The 15581-nt window shown below is 64.8% G+C and carries 16 protein-coding genes; 8 read left to right on the forward strand and 8 right to left on the reverse strand.

The features are described from left to right. The first annotated feature begins 5 nt into the window (after positions 1–5). The 4 genes from lspA (at position 6) to FJ956_RS04260 (ending at position 5138) form a co-directional block, all read left to right on the forward strand. The gene (gene lspA / locus FJ956_RS04245) at positions 6–494 is read left to right on the forward strand and encodes a signal peptidase II (RefSeq protein WP_140674136.1); all 489 of its coding nucleotides are present in this window, start codon (positions 6–8) and stop codon (positions 492–494) included. A 107-nt stretch (positions 495–601) separates the two neighbouring features. After that, positions 602–1591, forward strand: coding sequence for an MDR family oxidoreductase (locus tag FJ956_RS04250; protein WP_140674134.1), 990 nt, complete (start codon positions 602–604; stop codon positions 1589–1591). Between the two features lie 196 nt (positions 1592–1787). Further along, complete coding sequence (locus FJ956_RS04255) at positions 1788–4067, forward strand: PAS domain-containing hybrid sensor histidine kinase/response regulator (protein ID WP_140674132.1); 2280 nt, start codon at positions 1788–1790, stop codon at positions 4065–4067. A gap of 183 nt (positions 4068–4250) precedes the next feature. Continuing rightward, a complete protein-coding gene (locus FJ956_RS04260) occupies positions 4251–5138 on the forward strand; it encodes a GNAT family N-acetyltransferase (RefSeq protein ID WP_140674130.1) in 888 nt (295 codons plus the stop codon). A 105-nt stretch (positions 5139–5243) separates the two neighbouring features. Here the strand turns inward: FJ956_RS04260 and FJ956_RS04265 are convergent, their stop codons facing one another. Both FJ956_RS04265 and grpE read right to left on the reverse strand, forming a co-directional pair. After that, the gene (locus FJ956_RS04265) at positions 5244–5876 is read right to left on the reverse strand and encodes a trimeric intracellular cation channel family protein (RefSeq protein ID WP_140781949.1); all 633 of its coding nucleotides are present in this window, start codon (positions 5874–5876) and stop codon (positions 5244–5246) included. Between the two features lie 125 nt (positions 5877–6001). Further along, positions 6002–6634 (reverse strand): nucleotide exchange factor GrpE, encoded by a 633-nt coding sequence (grpE, locus tag FJ956_RS04270; protein WP_140674126.1) that lies wholly within the window; start codon positions 6632–6634, stop codon positions 6002–6004. A 217-nt stretch (positions 6635–6851) separates the two neighbouring features. Between grpE and FJ956_RS04275 the strand changes: the two genes are divergently transcribed. Then, a complete protein-coding gene (locus FJ956_RS04275; RefSeq protein ID WP_140674124.1) occupies positions 6852–7052 on the forward strand; it encodes a hypothetical protein in 201 nt (66 codons plus the stop codon). Between the two features lie 21 nt (positions 7053–7073). Here FJ956_RS04275 and FJ956_RS04280 read toward each other — a convergent pair whose 3' ends face one another. From FJ956_RS04280 to cysG, 6 genes are all read right to left on the reverse strand, one after another. Beyond that, entirely contained in the window at positions 7074–7694 is a 621-nt protein-coding gene (locus tag FJ956_RS04280; protein WP_140644581.1) for a DJ-1/PfpI family protein, read from the reverse strand. Between the two features lie 213 nt (positions 7695–7907). Then, complete coding sequence (locus FJ956_RS04285; protein ID WP_140674122.1) at positions 7908–8441, reverse strand: DUF934 domain-containing protein; 534 nt, start codon at positions 8439–8441, stop codon at positions 7908–7910. A 71-nt stretch (positions 8442–8512) separates the two neighbouring features. Continuing rightward, a complete protein-coding gene (locus FJ956_RS04290; protein WP_140674120.1) occupies positions 8513–9277 on the reverse strand; it encodes a phosphoadenylyl-sulfate reductase in 765 nt (254 codons plus the stop codon). Beyond that, a complete protein-coding gene (locus FJ956_RS04295; RefSeq protein ID WP_140674118.1) occupies positions 9252–10922 on the reverse strand; it encodes a nitrite/sulfite reductase in 1671 nt (556 codons plus the stop codon). Before FJ956_RS04295 ends, FJ956_RS04290 begins: the two co-directional genes overlap by 26 nt. 43 nt (positions 10923–10965) lie before the next feature. Further along, positions 10966–11259 carry a DUF2849 domain-containing protein gene (locus tag FJ956_RS04300; protein ID WP_140674116.1) on the reverse strand — a complete coding sequence of 98 codons (294 nt, stop codon included), beginning with the start codon at positions 11257–11259 and terminating at the stop codon, positions 10966–10968. Further along, a complete protein-coding gene (gene cysG / locus FJ956_RS04305; RefSeq protein WP_140674114.1) occupies positions 11256–12704 on the reverse strand; it encodes a siroheme synthase CysG in 1449 nt (482 codons plus the stop codon). The genes FJ956_RS04300 and cysG overlap by 4 nt, the downstream gene beginning before the upstream one ends. 4 nt (positions 12705–12708) lie before the next feature. On the opposite strand from cysG, the gene FJ956_RS30430 reads away from it, so the two are divergent. The 3 genes from FJ956_RS30430 (at position 12709) to ybaL (ending at position 15576) form a co-directional block, all read left to right on the forward strand. Then, the gene (locus FJ956_RS30430) at positions 12709–12870 is read left to right on the forward strand and encodes a hypothetical protein (RefSeq protein ID WP_181170114.1); all 162 of its coding nucleotides are present in this window, start codon (positions 12709–12711) and stop codon (positions 12868–12870) included. A 249-nt stretch (positions 12871–13119) separates the two neighbouring features. Then, a complete protein-coding gene (locus tag FJ956_RS04310; protein WP_140674112.1) occupies positions 13120–13560 on the forward strand; it encodes a host attachment family protein in 441 nt (146 codons plus the stop codon). A 216-nt stretch (positions 13561–13776) separates the two neighbouring features. Then, complete coding sequence (gene ybaL, locus FJ956_RS04315; RefSeq protein WP_140674110.1) at positions 13777–15576, forward strand: YbaL family putative K(+) efflux transporter; 1800 nt, start codon at positions 13777–13779, stop codon at positions 15574–15576. Positions 15577–15581: the final 5 nt, after the last annotated feature.

Here is a 15581-nt window from a genome sequence, read left to right on the forward strand (position 1 = left end):
GCCAAATGAAATCCTGGTCTCCTTACGTCGTGCTGGTTGTCATCGCCATCGCGCTCGATCAGTGGATCAAGCAGCTGGTCGAGAACGGTCTCGCATTTCAGGAGAAGGTCGATCTGCTGCCGTTCCTGGCGCTGTTCCGCACCTACAACACCGGCATCGCCTTCTCGATGTTCCAGTCCTTCGGCGATACCGGCCTGGTGGTCGTCGCCGTGCTGGTCGTCGCCTTCGTGCTCTACCTCGCCACGCGCACGCCGGCCGGCCATGTCGTCGCCCGCATCGGCTTTGCGCTCATCATCGGCGGCGCGCTCGGCAATCTCATCGACCGCGCCGTCTACGGCCACGTCATCGACTACATCCTGTTCCACACGCCGGTCTGGTCCTTCGCGGTGTTCAATCTGGCCGATGCCTTCATCTCGGTAGGCGCGGCACTTGTCGTCTTCGACGAGCTGATCGGCTGGGGCCGCGAGGCCAAGCCGCAGGATCCAGGCAATTGACCTCACGCGGTTGAAACCGCAGACTTCAGAGCAATTCCAGGAAAAGTGTGCAGCGGTTTTCCGTCCGGAATTGCTTAAAACGTAAAGCCCAGAACCGAGGAGAAAAAATGTCGGATACCTTCAAAGCCATCCTCGTTTCGCGCGATGCGGACAAGAAGCAGTCCGTCGATGTCGTCGACCTCACCGAGGCCGACCTGATGGAAGGCGATGTCACCGTCGCCGTCGAGGCGACGACGGTGAACTACAAGGACGGGCTCGCCATCACCGGCAAGGCGCCGGTCGTGCGCCGCTGGCCGCTGGTTCCAGGCATCGATTTCGCAGGCACCGTGATCTCCTCCTCGCATGCCGACTGGCGCAAGGGTGACAAGGTGATCCTCAACGGCTGGGGCGTCGGCGAGACGCATTATGGCGCCTATGCCGGCCGCGCGCGCGTCAACGGCGACTGGCTGGTGCCGTTGCCCGAGGGCATGAGCGCGCATGATGCGATGGCCGTCGGCACGGCGGGCTACACGGCAATGCTCTCCGTCATGGCGCTGGAGCGGCATGGCATCGTGCCGGACCGCGGCCCGGTGGTGGTGACGGGTGCTGCCGGCGGCGTCGGCTCGGTCGCCATCTCGATCCTGTCGAGCCTCGGCTACCACGTCGTCGCCTCGACCGGCCGCAACGCCGAGAGCCCCTATCTGATAGACCTCGGCGCGGCCGAGGTGATCTCGCGCGAGGAGCTCAGCCAGCCGGCGAAGCCGCTCGCCAAGGAGCGCTGGGCGGGCGGCGTCGACTCGGTCGGCAGCCATACCTTGGCCAATGCGCTGTCGATGACCTCCTATGGCGGCGCGATCGCCGCTTGCGGTCTGGCCGGCGGCATGGACCTGCCGGGAAGCGTCGCGCCCTTCATCCTGCGTGGCGTCTCGCTGCTGGGCATCGATTCGGTGATGGCGCCGAAGGCGGTCCGCCTGGAGGCATGGCGCCGCATCGGCACCGATCTCGACTTGAAGAAGCTGTCGACATTGTCGCGCACGATCGGTTTCGACGGCGTTGTCGCCGCCGCGCGCGACATCGTCGAAGGCAAGATAAGGGGCCGCGTCGTCGTCGATATGTAGCTGGCAGCAATTCCAGGAAAAGTGCACGGTGGTTAGGCTCGGCGACTTCGCCGTAGCTTTCCGTCCGGAATTGCGTAAAAACAACGAACCAGAGTTCGGTTTCGCCCGCGCATGCGGTGGTTAGAATCCGCGCAATCGCTAAAATTCGAACGATCCGTCCCAGTCTTCCATAATTTCTGTCTGGCATGGTCTGCGCATGGTCGCGGACTCCGACATCGGACAGGATAGCAAAGCCGCTGGCGCTGACAGGCTCATACCCGATGCGCCGACGCGGCAGGTGCTCGTCGCGCCGCCGCTGGCTCCTGAATTGCCCGCGGCGAGCCACGAAGGCTTGCCGTTCCTGACGATCGTCGCCATCGCCGTCATGGCGGGGCTGGCGCATCTTACCGGCGCGCCGCTCATCGTCACAATCGGCCTTGCGGCCGCCGCGCTTGCCGGCCTTGCCATGCATCTGCGCAGCCGTCACGACGAGCGGCGCACCGCAGCGCTTCTCGACGCGACCGCCGCCCGCAGCCGCGCCGAGATCGAGACTCTCGCCGATCGCATGTGGGAGATGCAGGAGAGCGAGGAACGCTTCCGCGGCCTGATCGACGCGCTTGGCGATCTCGTCGTCCACCGCGATCGCGACGGCCATATCGTCTATGCCAACAGCGTCTTCGCCTCGCTTGTCGAGCTCGACGCGCGCGATCTTGCCGGCAAGACCTTGTCCGAGCTTGGCATCGATGTCGGCATCGTTCCCGACGCCGCCTTCTCCGATCATGAATGCCTGAGTTCCACCGATGTAGCGATCCGCACCCCGAACGGGCCGCGCTGGTTCTCCTGGATCGAATTGTCGGTGCGCGACAAGGACACGGGCGCGGTCTCGCACCGGGCGATCGCCCGCGACATCACCGCCCGCAAGCGCGCCGAATCCTCACTGATCACCGCGCGCGAACGGGCCGAATATGCCAGCCAGGCCAAATCGCGCTTCCTGGCCACCGTCAGCCATGAGATTCGCACGCCGATGAACGGCATCATGGGCATGGCGAAGCTGCTTGCCGACACCGACCTCTCGCCCGAGCAGCGCACCTATGTCGGCGCCGTTTCCACCTCGGCCAGCGCGCTGCTCGCGCTCATCGAGGACCTGCTCGACTATTCCAAGATCGAGGCGGGCCGCTTCGAGCCCGAGCCGCAGCCGACCTCGCTGCGCGAGATCGCAGACAACATCATCGAGCTTCTGGCCGCGAAGGCCTTCGCCAAGAACATCGGCCTCGGCTGCCATGTCGAGCCCGACGTGCCGCAGATGATCACCGCCGATCCCGGCCGCGTGCGCCAGGTGCTGCTCAACCTCATCGGCAATGCGGTGAAGTTCACCGACACGGGCGGCGTGCTGCTCACCGTGGCGCGCGCCCGCACCGAAACCACAGACCGCATCTGCTTCACCGTCGCCGACAGCGGCCCGGGCCTGCGCGAAGAGGACATGGAGCGCATCTTCGAGGAATTCGAGCAGTCCGACGGCACCTCGACCAGGGTGCATGGCGGCGCGGGTCTCGGTCTTGCCATCTCGAAGCGGCTAGCGACGGCGATGGGCGGCGCGATCTCGGTTTCGAGCCGGCTCGGCGAAGGGTCCGAATTCGTCCTCGAGCTTCCGGCGGTCGCCGCGACCGAGCCGCCGCCGCATCGCCACAACATCCTTGCCGACCGGCGGGCGGTGATCGTGTCGAAAAACGCCATCGAGGCCGATGCCATTGCCCGCACGATCATGGCCCATGGCGGCATCGTCGAGATCGCGGCGACACCAAGCCAGGCCGCCCCCTTCGCCGCCGGCTGCAACGTGCTTCTGATCGACGCCGCGCTCGAAAACAGCGACGGCAGGTTGCTCAAGCGGTTGCGCGACTCGGGCTTCGCCGACTGCGAGGCCGTCACCCTGATCGCGCCGACCGATCGCGGCATGCTCGGCGAATTCCGCGCCAGCGGCTACGCCACCTTCCTCGCCAGGCCGGTGCGCGGCGAGACCCTGCTGCGGGTGCTGTTGACCAGCCATGGCTCCGCGCTCGCCCAGCCGCGGCCGGAACCGCGCGGGGCGCCCTCGGTGCGCAAGCGCGACCAGGGCCTGTCGGTGCTGATCGCGGAAGACAATGACATCAACGCCATGCTCGCCCGTGCCACGCTGTTGAAGGCCGGGCATCGCGTCAAGATCGTCGGCAACGGCAAGGCCGCGGTCGATGCCGTTACCGATGCCGGCCTCAAGTTTCGCTTCGATGTGGTGCTGATGGACCTGCATATGCCTGTCATGGACGGGCTGGACGCGATCGCCGCCATACGCCGCCATGAGGAGTCCCTGGCCATGCCGCCGATCCCGATCATGGTGCTTTCGGCCGACAGCCAGGAAAAGACCCGGCATGCCGTGCTCGCCCATGGCGCCAGCGGTTTCGTGACCAAGCCACTCGACCCGGACGCGCTCGTCCAGGCAGTCGAGGGCCAGGTTGCCGCCTGAGGAAATTTTTAACCGTTGAACGCCTTGGCTTGCCTGGCTTTCGCGATCACAAGATAGCCGGTTGAGGGTATTGCCCAGCCGACAAAGTATTGCCCGCCACGTCGTATCACGGTACTGTCACAATCCTGTTGCACCTACACCGTATCCCCGTGCCAAGAGGGATGGCTCGAAGGAGAATCACTCGTGCATACAGTCGTGCCTGAATGTGACACTCGGCCGAATGCCGGCGGCGCCCTGCTCGCCGCCCGTACCGCCGACGCCGTCGCAAGCGGTGCTCCGCTGGGCCGCATCGGCAATCTCGAAGTGCGGCTCGCCCGCAATGAGGCCGAGATCGCCGCCGCCCAGGAAGTGCGCTATCGGGTATTCTACGACGAGCTTGGCGCGAGGAAGGACCTGTTCCAGGCGCAGGACCGCCGCGACGCCGACCGGTTCGACCCGCTCTGCGATCACCTTCTGGTGCTGGACACTTCCCTTCCCGGCCCTGAGCACCGCCGCATCGTCGGCACCTACCGCCTGCTGCGGCAGGAGATCGCCGCGACCGCCGGCGGCTTCTATTCCGAGGGCGAGTTCGAGCTCACCAAGCTGATCGCGCGGCACCCCGGCCAGCGCTTCCTCGAGCTTGGCCGTTCCTGCGTTCTCAAGGAATACCGTTCCAAGCGCACCATCGAAGCGCTCTGGCAAGGCATTTGGGCCTACATCAATCACTACAACATCGGCGTGATGACCGGCTGCGCCTCCTTCCATGGCATCGTGCCGGCGGCGCATGCCGAGGCGCTGACCTACCTCGCCCATCATTGCCGCACCGACTCCGCCTGGGATGTCCGCGCGGTTCCGGGACGTTACTGCTCCATGGACCTGATGCCGATCGAGGCGGTGAACACCAAGGCGGCGATCGCCGCCATGCCGCCGCTGGTCAAGGGCTATCTGCGCGTCGGCGCCCGCATTGGCGACGGCTGCGTCATCGACCACGAATTCTCGACCGTCGACGTCTTCGTCGTCATGCCGGTCAAGGAGATCGGCGCCCGCTACGTCAACTACTATGGCGGCGAAGGCCAGCGCTTCGCGGCGTGATTCCAGTGAGTAGTGAGTAGTGAGTAGTGAGCAGTGATGGATACCACCACTCTCGCCTTGTCACTACTGACTACTGACTACTGACTACTCACTAACCCTACCCCCTCAGGGAATATCCTCCGGCCTTCGCCCCGGCCGGCTCCTATAGGCCGGAAACGACCAGCCGAATTTAAGCGCCCCGCCGCGCACCATGAATGCGCCCGCGAAGCCGAGCAGGCTGGACGCCAGCGCAGGCAGGCCGGCAAGATCGCCAAGGGTGAAGATGGTGGCGCCGGCAAGGGCGGCCGTGACATAGATCTCGGGCCTGAGCAGAACCGAGGGCTCGCCGGCGAGCAGGTCGCGCAAAATGCCGCCGGAGGTCGCCGTCAGCACGCCCGTGATGACCGACACGACGGGCGAGCCGGTGATCGCCAGCCCCTTGGCCGCGCCCATCACCGAAAAAGCGGCCAGTCCGATGGCATCGAGCCACAGCAGCAATTTGTAGCGGGATTCGAACCGGTGGGCGCTGAAGAAGACCAGCACCGCGACCACGGCGCAGATCAGCATATAGCCGCTGTTGGCGACCCAGAACACCGGCAGGTTGAGGATGACGTCGCGCAGCGTCCCGCCGCCGATGCCGGTGACGCTGGCCAGGAACAGGAAGCCGATGATGTCGAGCTCTTTGCGCGATGCGGCAAGCGCGCCCGTCGCTGCGAAGACGGCGACGCCGGCATAGTCGAGCAACGCGATGGGGTTCATGAGAGCAGGGGAGTAGGGAGTAGGGAGTAGGGAGTAAGGGAATAGGGAATTAAGTAGCACAAGTCGCGTGAATTGTACGGTCGCTATCCCTACTCCCTTACTCCCTTACTCCCCTACTCCCCTAACTACGCATCCTTCTCGGCCTGCTCGTTCACCGGACCCGGCTCGACCTTGGCCTCGGCGGCCGTCTTCGGGCCGCCCTTCGCGACACCGACCATCGCCGGCCGCAGCACGCGCTCGCCGATCGAATAGCCCGGCTGAACCACCTGGACGACGGTGCCGGCCGGAACCTCCGGATTGGGCACCTCGAATATCGCCTGGTGGAAGTTCGGATCGAACTTCTCGCCTTCGGGCGCGAGTTTCTTCACGCCATGGCGTTCCAACGCCGAAAGCATGGCGCGCTCGGTGAGGTCGACGCCCTCGATCAGTGACTTGAAGCCGGCGTCGCCGCCAGCCTTCGCCTCGGCGGGGATCGCATCCAGCGCGCGGCGCAGATTGTCGGACACCGACAGCATGTCGCGCGCGAAATTGGCGACGGCGTAGGCGCGGGCGTCCTGCACGTCGCGCGCGGTGCGCCGCCGCAAATTCTCCATTTCGGCCGCCGTGCGCAGCGCGCGGTCCTTCAGTTCCTCGTTTTCCTTCAGCAGCCGCACCAGCGCTTCGTAGTCGCCGTCGACGCCACCTTCCGCACGCTCGCCGGAAGCCTCGGCGGCTTCTATCTCTTCGGGCGTGCGTTCGTCTTTTGCCTGGTCGCTCATCGCGTTTCCCGTCATTCGGATTGGTCTGGATTTGCGCCCGATATCGAGGTTTGGGGGCCAAAAATCAAGGGGTAAGCGTTGGTGGCCGACATCAGCGTGTCGTTCCAGATTAATTCAAATTTTACCGTATCGAGCAGCTTTGCTTGCCCTCGAGCGCCGGTGCGGGAACCATAGAAGGGCTGCGGGAGTTTCGAAGCCAACACAGGATTTTGGGACTATGAACGGCAACAAAGGCAAGAGGCGCGCCGAATTGGCCAACGATATCAGGCGGCAGGCGGGCAGCGAAGCGACCAAGCGCTTTCTGCGCACCTTGCCCGCATTTCGCCTGGAAAAGGAAATGCCCCGGCAGCTACGCGAGCTGCTTGACCGCCTCGGCGGGGCAGAGGCCGAGAATGCAGGCGGCGGGCGGCGGCGGTAGCCGCGCGCCGCGACTGACGATTCAGGCCGCCTTCCGGTCGTCACGCATCAGCGCTTCGCCATGGCGGATCTCGGTGCCCAGCACTTTCAGGCATTCCCGCATGAAGGCGGCAAGGCCGGGCCAGCCCTTGGCTGAAACCAGATTGCCGTCGACATGCGCGCCGGTCGGCGCGACATCGATATAGATGCCGCCGGCAAGCGTCACTTCCGGCTCGCAATAATGCAACGCCGCCACTTCCTTGCCGCGCACCACGCCGTCGACCGCGATCAGGATCTGCGCGCCATGGCAGATGGTGAAGATCGGCTTGCCGGTCTCATGGAAATGCCTGACCAGCGCCTGCACGCGCTTGTCGATACGGATATATTCCGGCCCGCGCCCGCCCGCCGCGTAGACCGCGTCGTAGTCGGCGGGGTTCACCTCGGCGAAGGTCTTGTTGAGGATGTAGTCGTGGCCGAGTTTCTCGGTATAGGTCTGGTGGCCCTCGAAGTCGTGCAATGAGGTCTTGAGCACGTCGCCGGCCTTCTTGTCCGGGCACACGACATGGACGGTGTGGCCGACCGCGTGCATGGCCTGTTCGAAGACGAAAATCTCGTATTCCTCGCTGAACTCGCCAACGAGCATCAATATCTTCTTGCCTGCCATGCCGTTTCCTCCCTTAGCTGGCTATTTATTTCGCAGCGCGAAATAATGACCCTATCCTAAGGGCAAGACGACGGGAGGGGAAGCCTGAATCGCCAATGTGGTCTGACCAGAACAATACAGGTTGCGTTCCAGGCCTGTCTTGAGCAGATTTGGCCGACAAAATACGCAACGGTGGTCGGACCAGGATGATCCAGCTTGCTGCACAAGTCTCGATCAGCTGGGACGCTTGCGTCGCCACGAATATTTTGGACCCTTGGGCTCCACTTCCACGGCCGGCTGGTAATAGACCGGCAAACCGCCGGTCCGCCCTTCCTCCAGGCGCTTCAAGAGCACCGGATTGGAGACCTCGAACTCGTCGAAGCCGAGCCGCAGCATATGCGGCAGCTGGTCGACCAGAACTTGCCCGGTCGCGCGCACCGCGCCCTTGAAGTCATGCCGGGCGCGCAGCAATTCGCCCTTGGAAAAGGAACGGCCGTCATTGAAGGCGGGGAAGGCGAGCGCCACCAGCGACAGCTGGTCCAGCAGGCCGGTGATCTTGTCGAGCTCGTCGCCAGGCTGCAGCAGGACGCCGATGCGCTCGCGCGCCGATTTGCGGACCTCCTCATCGAGTCCGAGAAAGGCCTGCAGCGGCAGGATGAAGCGGCCATTGCCGGCCAGCGCCTCGACGCTTTCGGCGTGCGTCCACTCATCCTCGCGAAAACCATCCGGGGTCCAGAGGCGGGTCCCCGCTGTCGTCGATCCAGTCATCAAAGATCCTAAAAGCACAAAAAGGGAGCAGGCCACCGTCGGTGGCCAGCAGTACCTGAATATTACATAACCTAAAGCGAAGCGTCGGTCAGCGACTTCTCTAGCCCCGACAAATGAATGCCGCACTCGGTCTTGGCGTGGCCTGCCCAGCGGCCGCTGCGCGCATCCTCGCCCGGCTGCACCGGCTGCGTGCAGGGGAAGCAGCCGATCGAGAGATAGCCATAGGCGACCAACGGATTTTCGCGCAGCGCATGCGCGCGCATGTAGTCTGCCTGGTCGGCGGTCGTCCAATGCGCCAGCGGATTGATGCGGATGCGCAAGCCGACCGCCTCGAAGACGGGCAGTGCCGCGCGCGTCGAAGCCTGGAAGCGCTTGCGCCCGGTGAACCAGGCGCGGAACGGCTCGACGCCACGCGCCAGCGGCTCGACCTTGCGCACATTGCAGCAGGCGTCGGTGTTGGTCTCATGCAGCCTGCCGGTCGGATCGACCTGTTCGAGCGCCGCCTCCTCCGGCTTGATCACCCTGATATCGGTCAGGCCGAAATCGGCGACCAGCGCGTCGCGATAGCCGAGCGTCTCCTCGAAATGCTTGCCGGTATCGAGGAAGATCACCGGCAAGGTTCGGTCGATCTCCGAGATCATGTGCAGAAGCACGGCGGAGTCCGCGCCGAAGGACGACACCGCGGCGACCTCGCCGCGGAAGGCTTCGCGCGCCGAGCGCTCGATGATCTCGATCGGCTTCAGATGGCCGAGCAGCGCGTCCAGCCCCGCCGCTTCCGCGGCAACGCCGGCCTCGACGCCGCCTACCCTGTCAAGCGGCCTTGGTTTCGCCAGCATAGAGCGCCTCCTTGAACGGCGCGGGACCGACACGGCGGTAGGCGTCGATAAAACGTTCGTCGGGGTTGAGCCGAAGGCCGAGATAGGTATCGACAATCTGCTCGATGGCATCGGTGATCTCTTCCGAGGAGAAGCCGCGGCCGATGATCTCGCCGACCGAGGTGTTCTCGTCGGCCGAGCCGCCGAGTGTCACCTGGTAGAGCTCGGAGCCCTTCTTCTCCACCCCCAGGATGCCGATATGGCCGACATGGTGGTGACCGCAGGCGTTGATGCAGCCGGAGATCTTCAGCTTCAACTCGCCGATCTCACGCTGCCGCTCGAGCGAGGCGAAGCGGCGTGAGATTTCCTGCGCCACCGGAATGGAACGCGCCGTGGCCAGCGCGCAATAGTCGAGGCCGGGGCAGGAGATGATGTCGCTGATCAGGTTGGAATTGGCGGTCGCCAGGCCGATCTCGACCAGCGCGTCATAGACCACCTTGAGATCGGCGCGCGCCACATGCGGCAGGATCAGGTTCTGCTCGTGGCTGACGCGCAATTCGTCGAAAGCATATTTCTCGGCAATGTCGGCCACAGCTTCCATCTGGCTGTCGGTGACATCGCCGGGCACCTCGCCGATGCCCTTGAGCGAAATCGTCACCGCCGCATAGTCGGGATGGCGATGCGTCACGACATTCTGGTCGAGCCATTCCGAAAAGCTCTTGGAATCGAGCCGCGCTTGCTTGACGAGGGCATCGCCTTCCGGCCGGGCCGACAGCGCCGGCGGCGCGAAATAGGCGTTGATGGCCTGGATGTCGGCCTCCGGCAACTTCAGCTCGGTGTCCTTGAGCTGCTGCCATTCGGCCTCGATCTGGCGGGTGATCTCCTCGACGCCGGTCTCGTGCACCAGGATCTTGATGCGCGCCTTGTACTTGTTGTCGCGGCGGCCGTAGAGGTTGTACACGCGCAGGATCGCCGTGCAATAGGACAGCAACTCGGCTTCCGGCAGGAAGTCGCGGACCTTCTTGGCGATCATCGGCGTGCGGCCCAAGCCGCCGCCGACATAGACGGCAAAACCCAGCTCGCCGGCCGCGTTCTTCTTCAGGTGCAGGCCGATGTCATGCGCCTGGATGGCGGCGCGGTCGCGCTCGGCGCCCGTCACCGCGATCTTGAACTTGCGCGGCAGGTACGAGAATTCCGGATGCACCGAAGACCATTGCCGCAGGATTTCCGCATAGGGACGCGGATCGGCGACCTCGTCGGCGGCGGCACCGGCGAAATGGTCGGCGGTGACGTTGCGGATGCAGTTGCCGCTAGTCTGGATGCAATGCATCTCGACGCTGGCGAGATCGGCCAGGATCGCCGGAACGTCGGCGAGCGCCGGCCAGTGGAATTGCAGGTTCTGGCGCGTGGTGAAATGGCCGTAGCCCTTGTCGTACTTGCGCGCGATGTGTCCGAGCATGCGCAATTGCCGGCTGTTGAGCGTGCCGTAGGGCACCGCAATGCGCAGCATATAGGCGTGCAGCTGCAGATAGACGCCGTTCATCAGCCGGAGCGGCCGGAACTGGTCCTCGCTGATTTCGCCGGCAAGCCGGCGCTTCACCTGGTCGCTGAACTCGGCGACACGGGCCTGAACGAAATCGTGGTCGAACTCGTCGTAACGGTACATGCTTCGTCTTTCAGGGCGCGTCCGCCCGCTGCCTACCTTGGATTTAAGCCGCCCGCGCCGCTTGCTTGCCGAGATCGGGGTGGATGGTCGGGCCAGCGGCGCGGATCTTCTCGCGCAACCGCACCGGCTCCACCAGGCCATCGACAATGGTGACGTCGATCACGTTGACGTCCAGAACTTCATTGTTGGCAGCGGCAGCGGCGCCGATCGCTTCGAGCCGGTCCTCCGCCGTCTTGTCATGCGCGATATCGGCGTGACCTACGGTCTCCGCCCAGCCGCCATCGGCGTACCAAACGGCGATGCCGTCGGAGAGCCTGTTCGCGGTCAGTACCTTCATTGCTCAACTCCTTGGGCGACGGCTGAAACCGCGCCCTCATGCTTATGTGCCGCGAGCGGCTCGGACTGTTCAAAATTGGCGCCGGCAACGGCGTCGCCGATGATCGTCATCACCGGGCCGGTGAGGTCGGCGCGCTCTTCCAGCGACGGCAGGTCGGCCAGCGTGCCGTGGAAACGGCGGCGGTTGCCGAGGCTGGCATTCTCGACGACGGCAACCGCCGTGTCCGGCGACAGCCCCGCTTCGATCAGCCGGCCGGCGACCTCAGCCGCGACCGAACGGCCCATATAGACGGCGACGGTCGCACCCGAGATGGCGAGCTTGGCCCAGTCGGGCAGCGAGTTGCCCTTGAGATCGTGGCCGGTGGTGAACACCATTGAGGACGAAACGCCGCGCAGTGTCAGCGGCAGCTCGAAATCGGCGGCGGCGGCAAAAGCGGCGGTGACGCCCGGAACCACCTCATAGGCGATCCCGGCCTCGCGAAGTGCTGCCATTTCCTCGCCGGCGCGTCCGAACACCAGCGGATCGCCGGACTTCAGCCGCACCACGCGCTTGCCGGCGCGGCCCAGCTCGATGAGCAGCGCGTTGATCTCTTCCTGGCTCTTGGAATGGCAGCCCTTGCGCTTGCCGACCGGCAGGCGCTCGGCGTCGCGGCGACCCATGGCGACGATCGCCTCCGGCACCAGCGCGTCGTGGACGATGGCATCGGCTTCCATCAGCAGGCGATGCGCGCGCAAAGTCAAAAGGTCCTCCGCGCCCGGACCGGCGCCGACCAGCGCGATGTGTCCGCCGACCGGAGCATCCTGAGCCAAAAGCTCGAGCGCCGCGCCATGCGCCTCGGCGAGTTCCCCGGCTTCAGTGGCCTTTGCCGGCGCGCCGGCAAAGAAATCGCTCCAGAAGCGGCGGCGGCGATTGCCCTTCGGCAGCGTCTCGGCCGCAGTGCGGAAAGACGCTGCAAGTGCGGCCAGCCGGCCGAGCGACGGCGGCAGCATGCGGTCGATACGCCCGCGCAGCATCTGCGCCAGAACCGGCCCGGCGCCCTCGGTGCCGATGGCGATCGCCACCGGCGCTCGGTTGACCAGCGCCGGGGTGAAGAAATCGCAAAGCTCCGGACGGTCCACGGCGTTGACCACAATGCCCAGCCGGCGCGCGTCCTCGACGACGCGGCGATCGAGCGCCTCGTCGCCGCTTGCGGCGAACGCCAGGGCAGCGCCTTGGAGATGCGCGACCTCGTAGGCCGCGTTGATGTGAATGGCGCCGGCCGACGCGATGAAATCAAGCAGGCCGTCGCTTGCATCGTCGGCAACGATGCGCAGCACCGCGCTCGATTGCGAAAGCAGTCGCGCCTTGGCGAGCGCTTCCTCGCCATTGCCGACGATGGCTACGGCTTCGCCGTCGACCCGCATGAAGACGGGAAAGGTATTGAGCTTGGCGTTGGCTGGCGACATGACGATGAGCAATACTGAAACAGTTTGGCAGTTTTACGCGGCCACGCCAAAAATCAGAAGGCAAGCACTCGCGCGCCGCCGAACGGCAGGCAATCGCTTTTTCGCAACCGCGAAGGGCAAGAGAAAAAAATTCTACTTTGAGAATGAAGCAATCAGAACAGCATGAGAAACTGCCTTGATCCGCCGCAATTTTTAGCGCCTTGCCTGGAAAGCCGCAAAACAATTTTTCCCAAATTCTACTAAGTTAGTAGATTAAAGCCGACCCTGCGGGATCGGCGCTTGGCCGTGTCTGCCGGAGCGATCGAGGCGCCACCGCCGGATCGGAACAATCATGCCTCGCGGCTCGTTTGCCTAGCAATCCATTTGCCGATCCCAAGCTCCATCTATCGGCAAGCAGCAGGCAAGGAGGAACGCCATGAGCATCAAGCTGAAACACGGATTGTGGGTCATCGTGGCTGACGGCGAGAAGGCGCTCTTCCTGCGCAACCAGGGCGACGCCAAGTTCCCGAAACTGGAGGTGGTGCAGGAGATGGAGCAGGACAACCCCGCTACGCGCGAGCAGGGCACGGACAAGCCGGGCCGGTACGGCAACGAGGGTCCTCGCAGCGCCATCGAGGAGACCGACTGGCATCGTCTCGGCAAGGAACGCTTCGCCGTCGACATCGCCGACCGGCTCTACAAGCTGGCGCACCGCGGCGAGTTCGACGCCGTCGTGCTGATCGCGCCGCCGCAGGTGCTTGGCGAGATGCGCCAGAAGCTGCACAAGAAAGTCGGCGAGAAAGTGCAGGCCGAAATCCCGAAGACGCTCACCAATCACACCATTTCCGAGATCGAGAACTTGCTGCAGGCGGCATAAAGCGGCGGAAGGAAAGCAGCTTCGAGGCAAATAGAGTCTCGAAGCCGCCGCTTTGGCGGCGTGGCGCTGATTTTGGGCGGCGCGCCCTGCTTCGGCGTCGATTTCTGCACGGCGATGGTTGCATCATCGCCGCTCCCTCCACCATATTGCCGAAGGCGACGGCCTCGGCGGGCGCCCATCCGACATCGCGATTTTTCGAAAGGCGCTCCATAGACAATGCCGCATGACACGCCCCTTATCGCCACCATCGTCGCCGGTCTGGGGCTTGCTTTTGTCTTCGGGGCTTTAGCCAACCGTTTCCGCATCCCGCCGCTTGTCGGCTATCTTGTCGCCGGCGTCCTGGTCGGCCCCAACACGCCCGGCTTCGTCGCCGATGCCAGCCTGGCCAACGAGCTCGCGGAAATCGGCGTCATTCTTCTGATGTTCGGCGTCGGCCTGCATTTTTCGCTGAAGGACCTTCTGTCCGTCCGCGCCATCGCGGTGCCGGGCGCCATCGTGCAGATCGGTTTTGCCACCTTGCTTGGCGTTGGGCTTGCCTGGCTGCTCGGCTGGTCGCTGGGCGCCGGCCTGGTCTTTGGCCTCGCGCTGTCGGTCGCCTCGACTGTGGTGCTTTTGCGCGCGTTGCAGGAGCGGCGGCTGATCGAGACCGAACGCGGCCGCATCGCCGTCGGCTGGCTGATCGTCGAGGATCTCGCCATGGTGCTGGCGCTGGTGCTTTTGCCGGCGCTCGCCGGCGTGCTTGGCGGCCAGCCGCAGGTCGACGACCATGCGAGCCTGCTCTCGCTGCCCGCCAGCTACGGCATATGGGGCGTGGTCGGCATCACGCTCGCCAAGGTCGCCGCCTTCGTCGTCGTCATGCTGGTGGTCGGCCGCAGGGTCATTCCATGGATCCTGCATTACGTCGCCCATACCGGCTCCCGGGAATTGTTCCGGCTCGCCGTGCTTGCCATAGCGCTCGGCGTCGCCTTCGGCGCGGCGAAGCTGTTCGGCGTCTCGCTGGCGCTCGGCGCCTTCTTCGCCGGCATGATCATGAGCGAATCCGAGCTCAGCCACCGCGCGGCGGAAGAATCGCTGCCGCTGCGCGACGCCTTCTCGGTGCTGTTCTTCGTCTCGGTCGGCATGCTGTTCGACCCGTTCAGCCTGATCAGCAACGGCCTGCCCATCCTCGCCACCTTGGCCATCATCGTCATCGGCAAGTCGATCGCGGCCTTCGTCATCGTGCTCGCTTTCCGCTACCCGATCGCCACCGCGCTGATGATTTCGGCGAGCCTTGCCCAGATCGGCGAATTTTCCTTCATCCTGGCCGAGCTTGGCGTCGGCCTTAAACTGTTGCCAGAGCAGGGCCGCGACCTGATCCTGGCCGGCGCCATTCTGTCGATCCTGCTCAATCCGCTGATGTTCCTGGTCGTCGACTGGATGAAGCCGTGGCTCGAAAAGCGCACCGGCAAGGCAGCGCCGGCCGTGGAGCAGCGACCAATCGGCCCGGCGACCGAGCCCGGCCAGGTCGCCTCGGTGTCGGCGGCCCTGGGAGAGGAAGATGGCCCGCCGCCGAAGACGGCGCTTGCCGGCCATTCCATCCTGATCGGCTATGGCCGCGTCGGCAGCCTGGTGGGTGCCGCGCTGAAGGACGCCGCCCTGCCCTTCCTGGTCATCGAGGATGCCGACAAGACGCTGGCGAAGCTGCGCGACGACGGCGTCGAGACCGTCGCCGGCAACGCCGCCAATGCGGACGTCTTCTCGGCCGCCAACCCGGAAGGTGCCAGGCGGCTTATCCTCGCCATCCCCAACGCCTTCGAGGCGGGGCAGGTTGTGCTCAGGGCCCGCGCGGCCAATCCGGCGATCAACGTCATTGCCCGCGCGCATTCCGACGCCGAGGTCGAGCATCTGAAAGGCCTCGGCGCCGACACCGTCATCATGGGCGAGCGCGAGATCGCCCGCGGCATCGTCGAGGTTGTGACGGGCAAGGCCAGGGATCCAGCCGGGTCTGCCATGGAGATCGATCCGCAGCCTGCTTGATTGGC

This window comes from Mesorhizobium sp. B2-4-3, from assembly GCF_006442815.1.
Classification (GTDB): domain Bacteria; phylum Pseudomonadota; class Alphaproteobacteria; order Rhizobiales; family Rhizobiaceae; genus Mesorhizobium.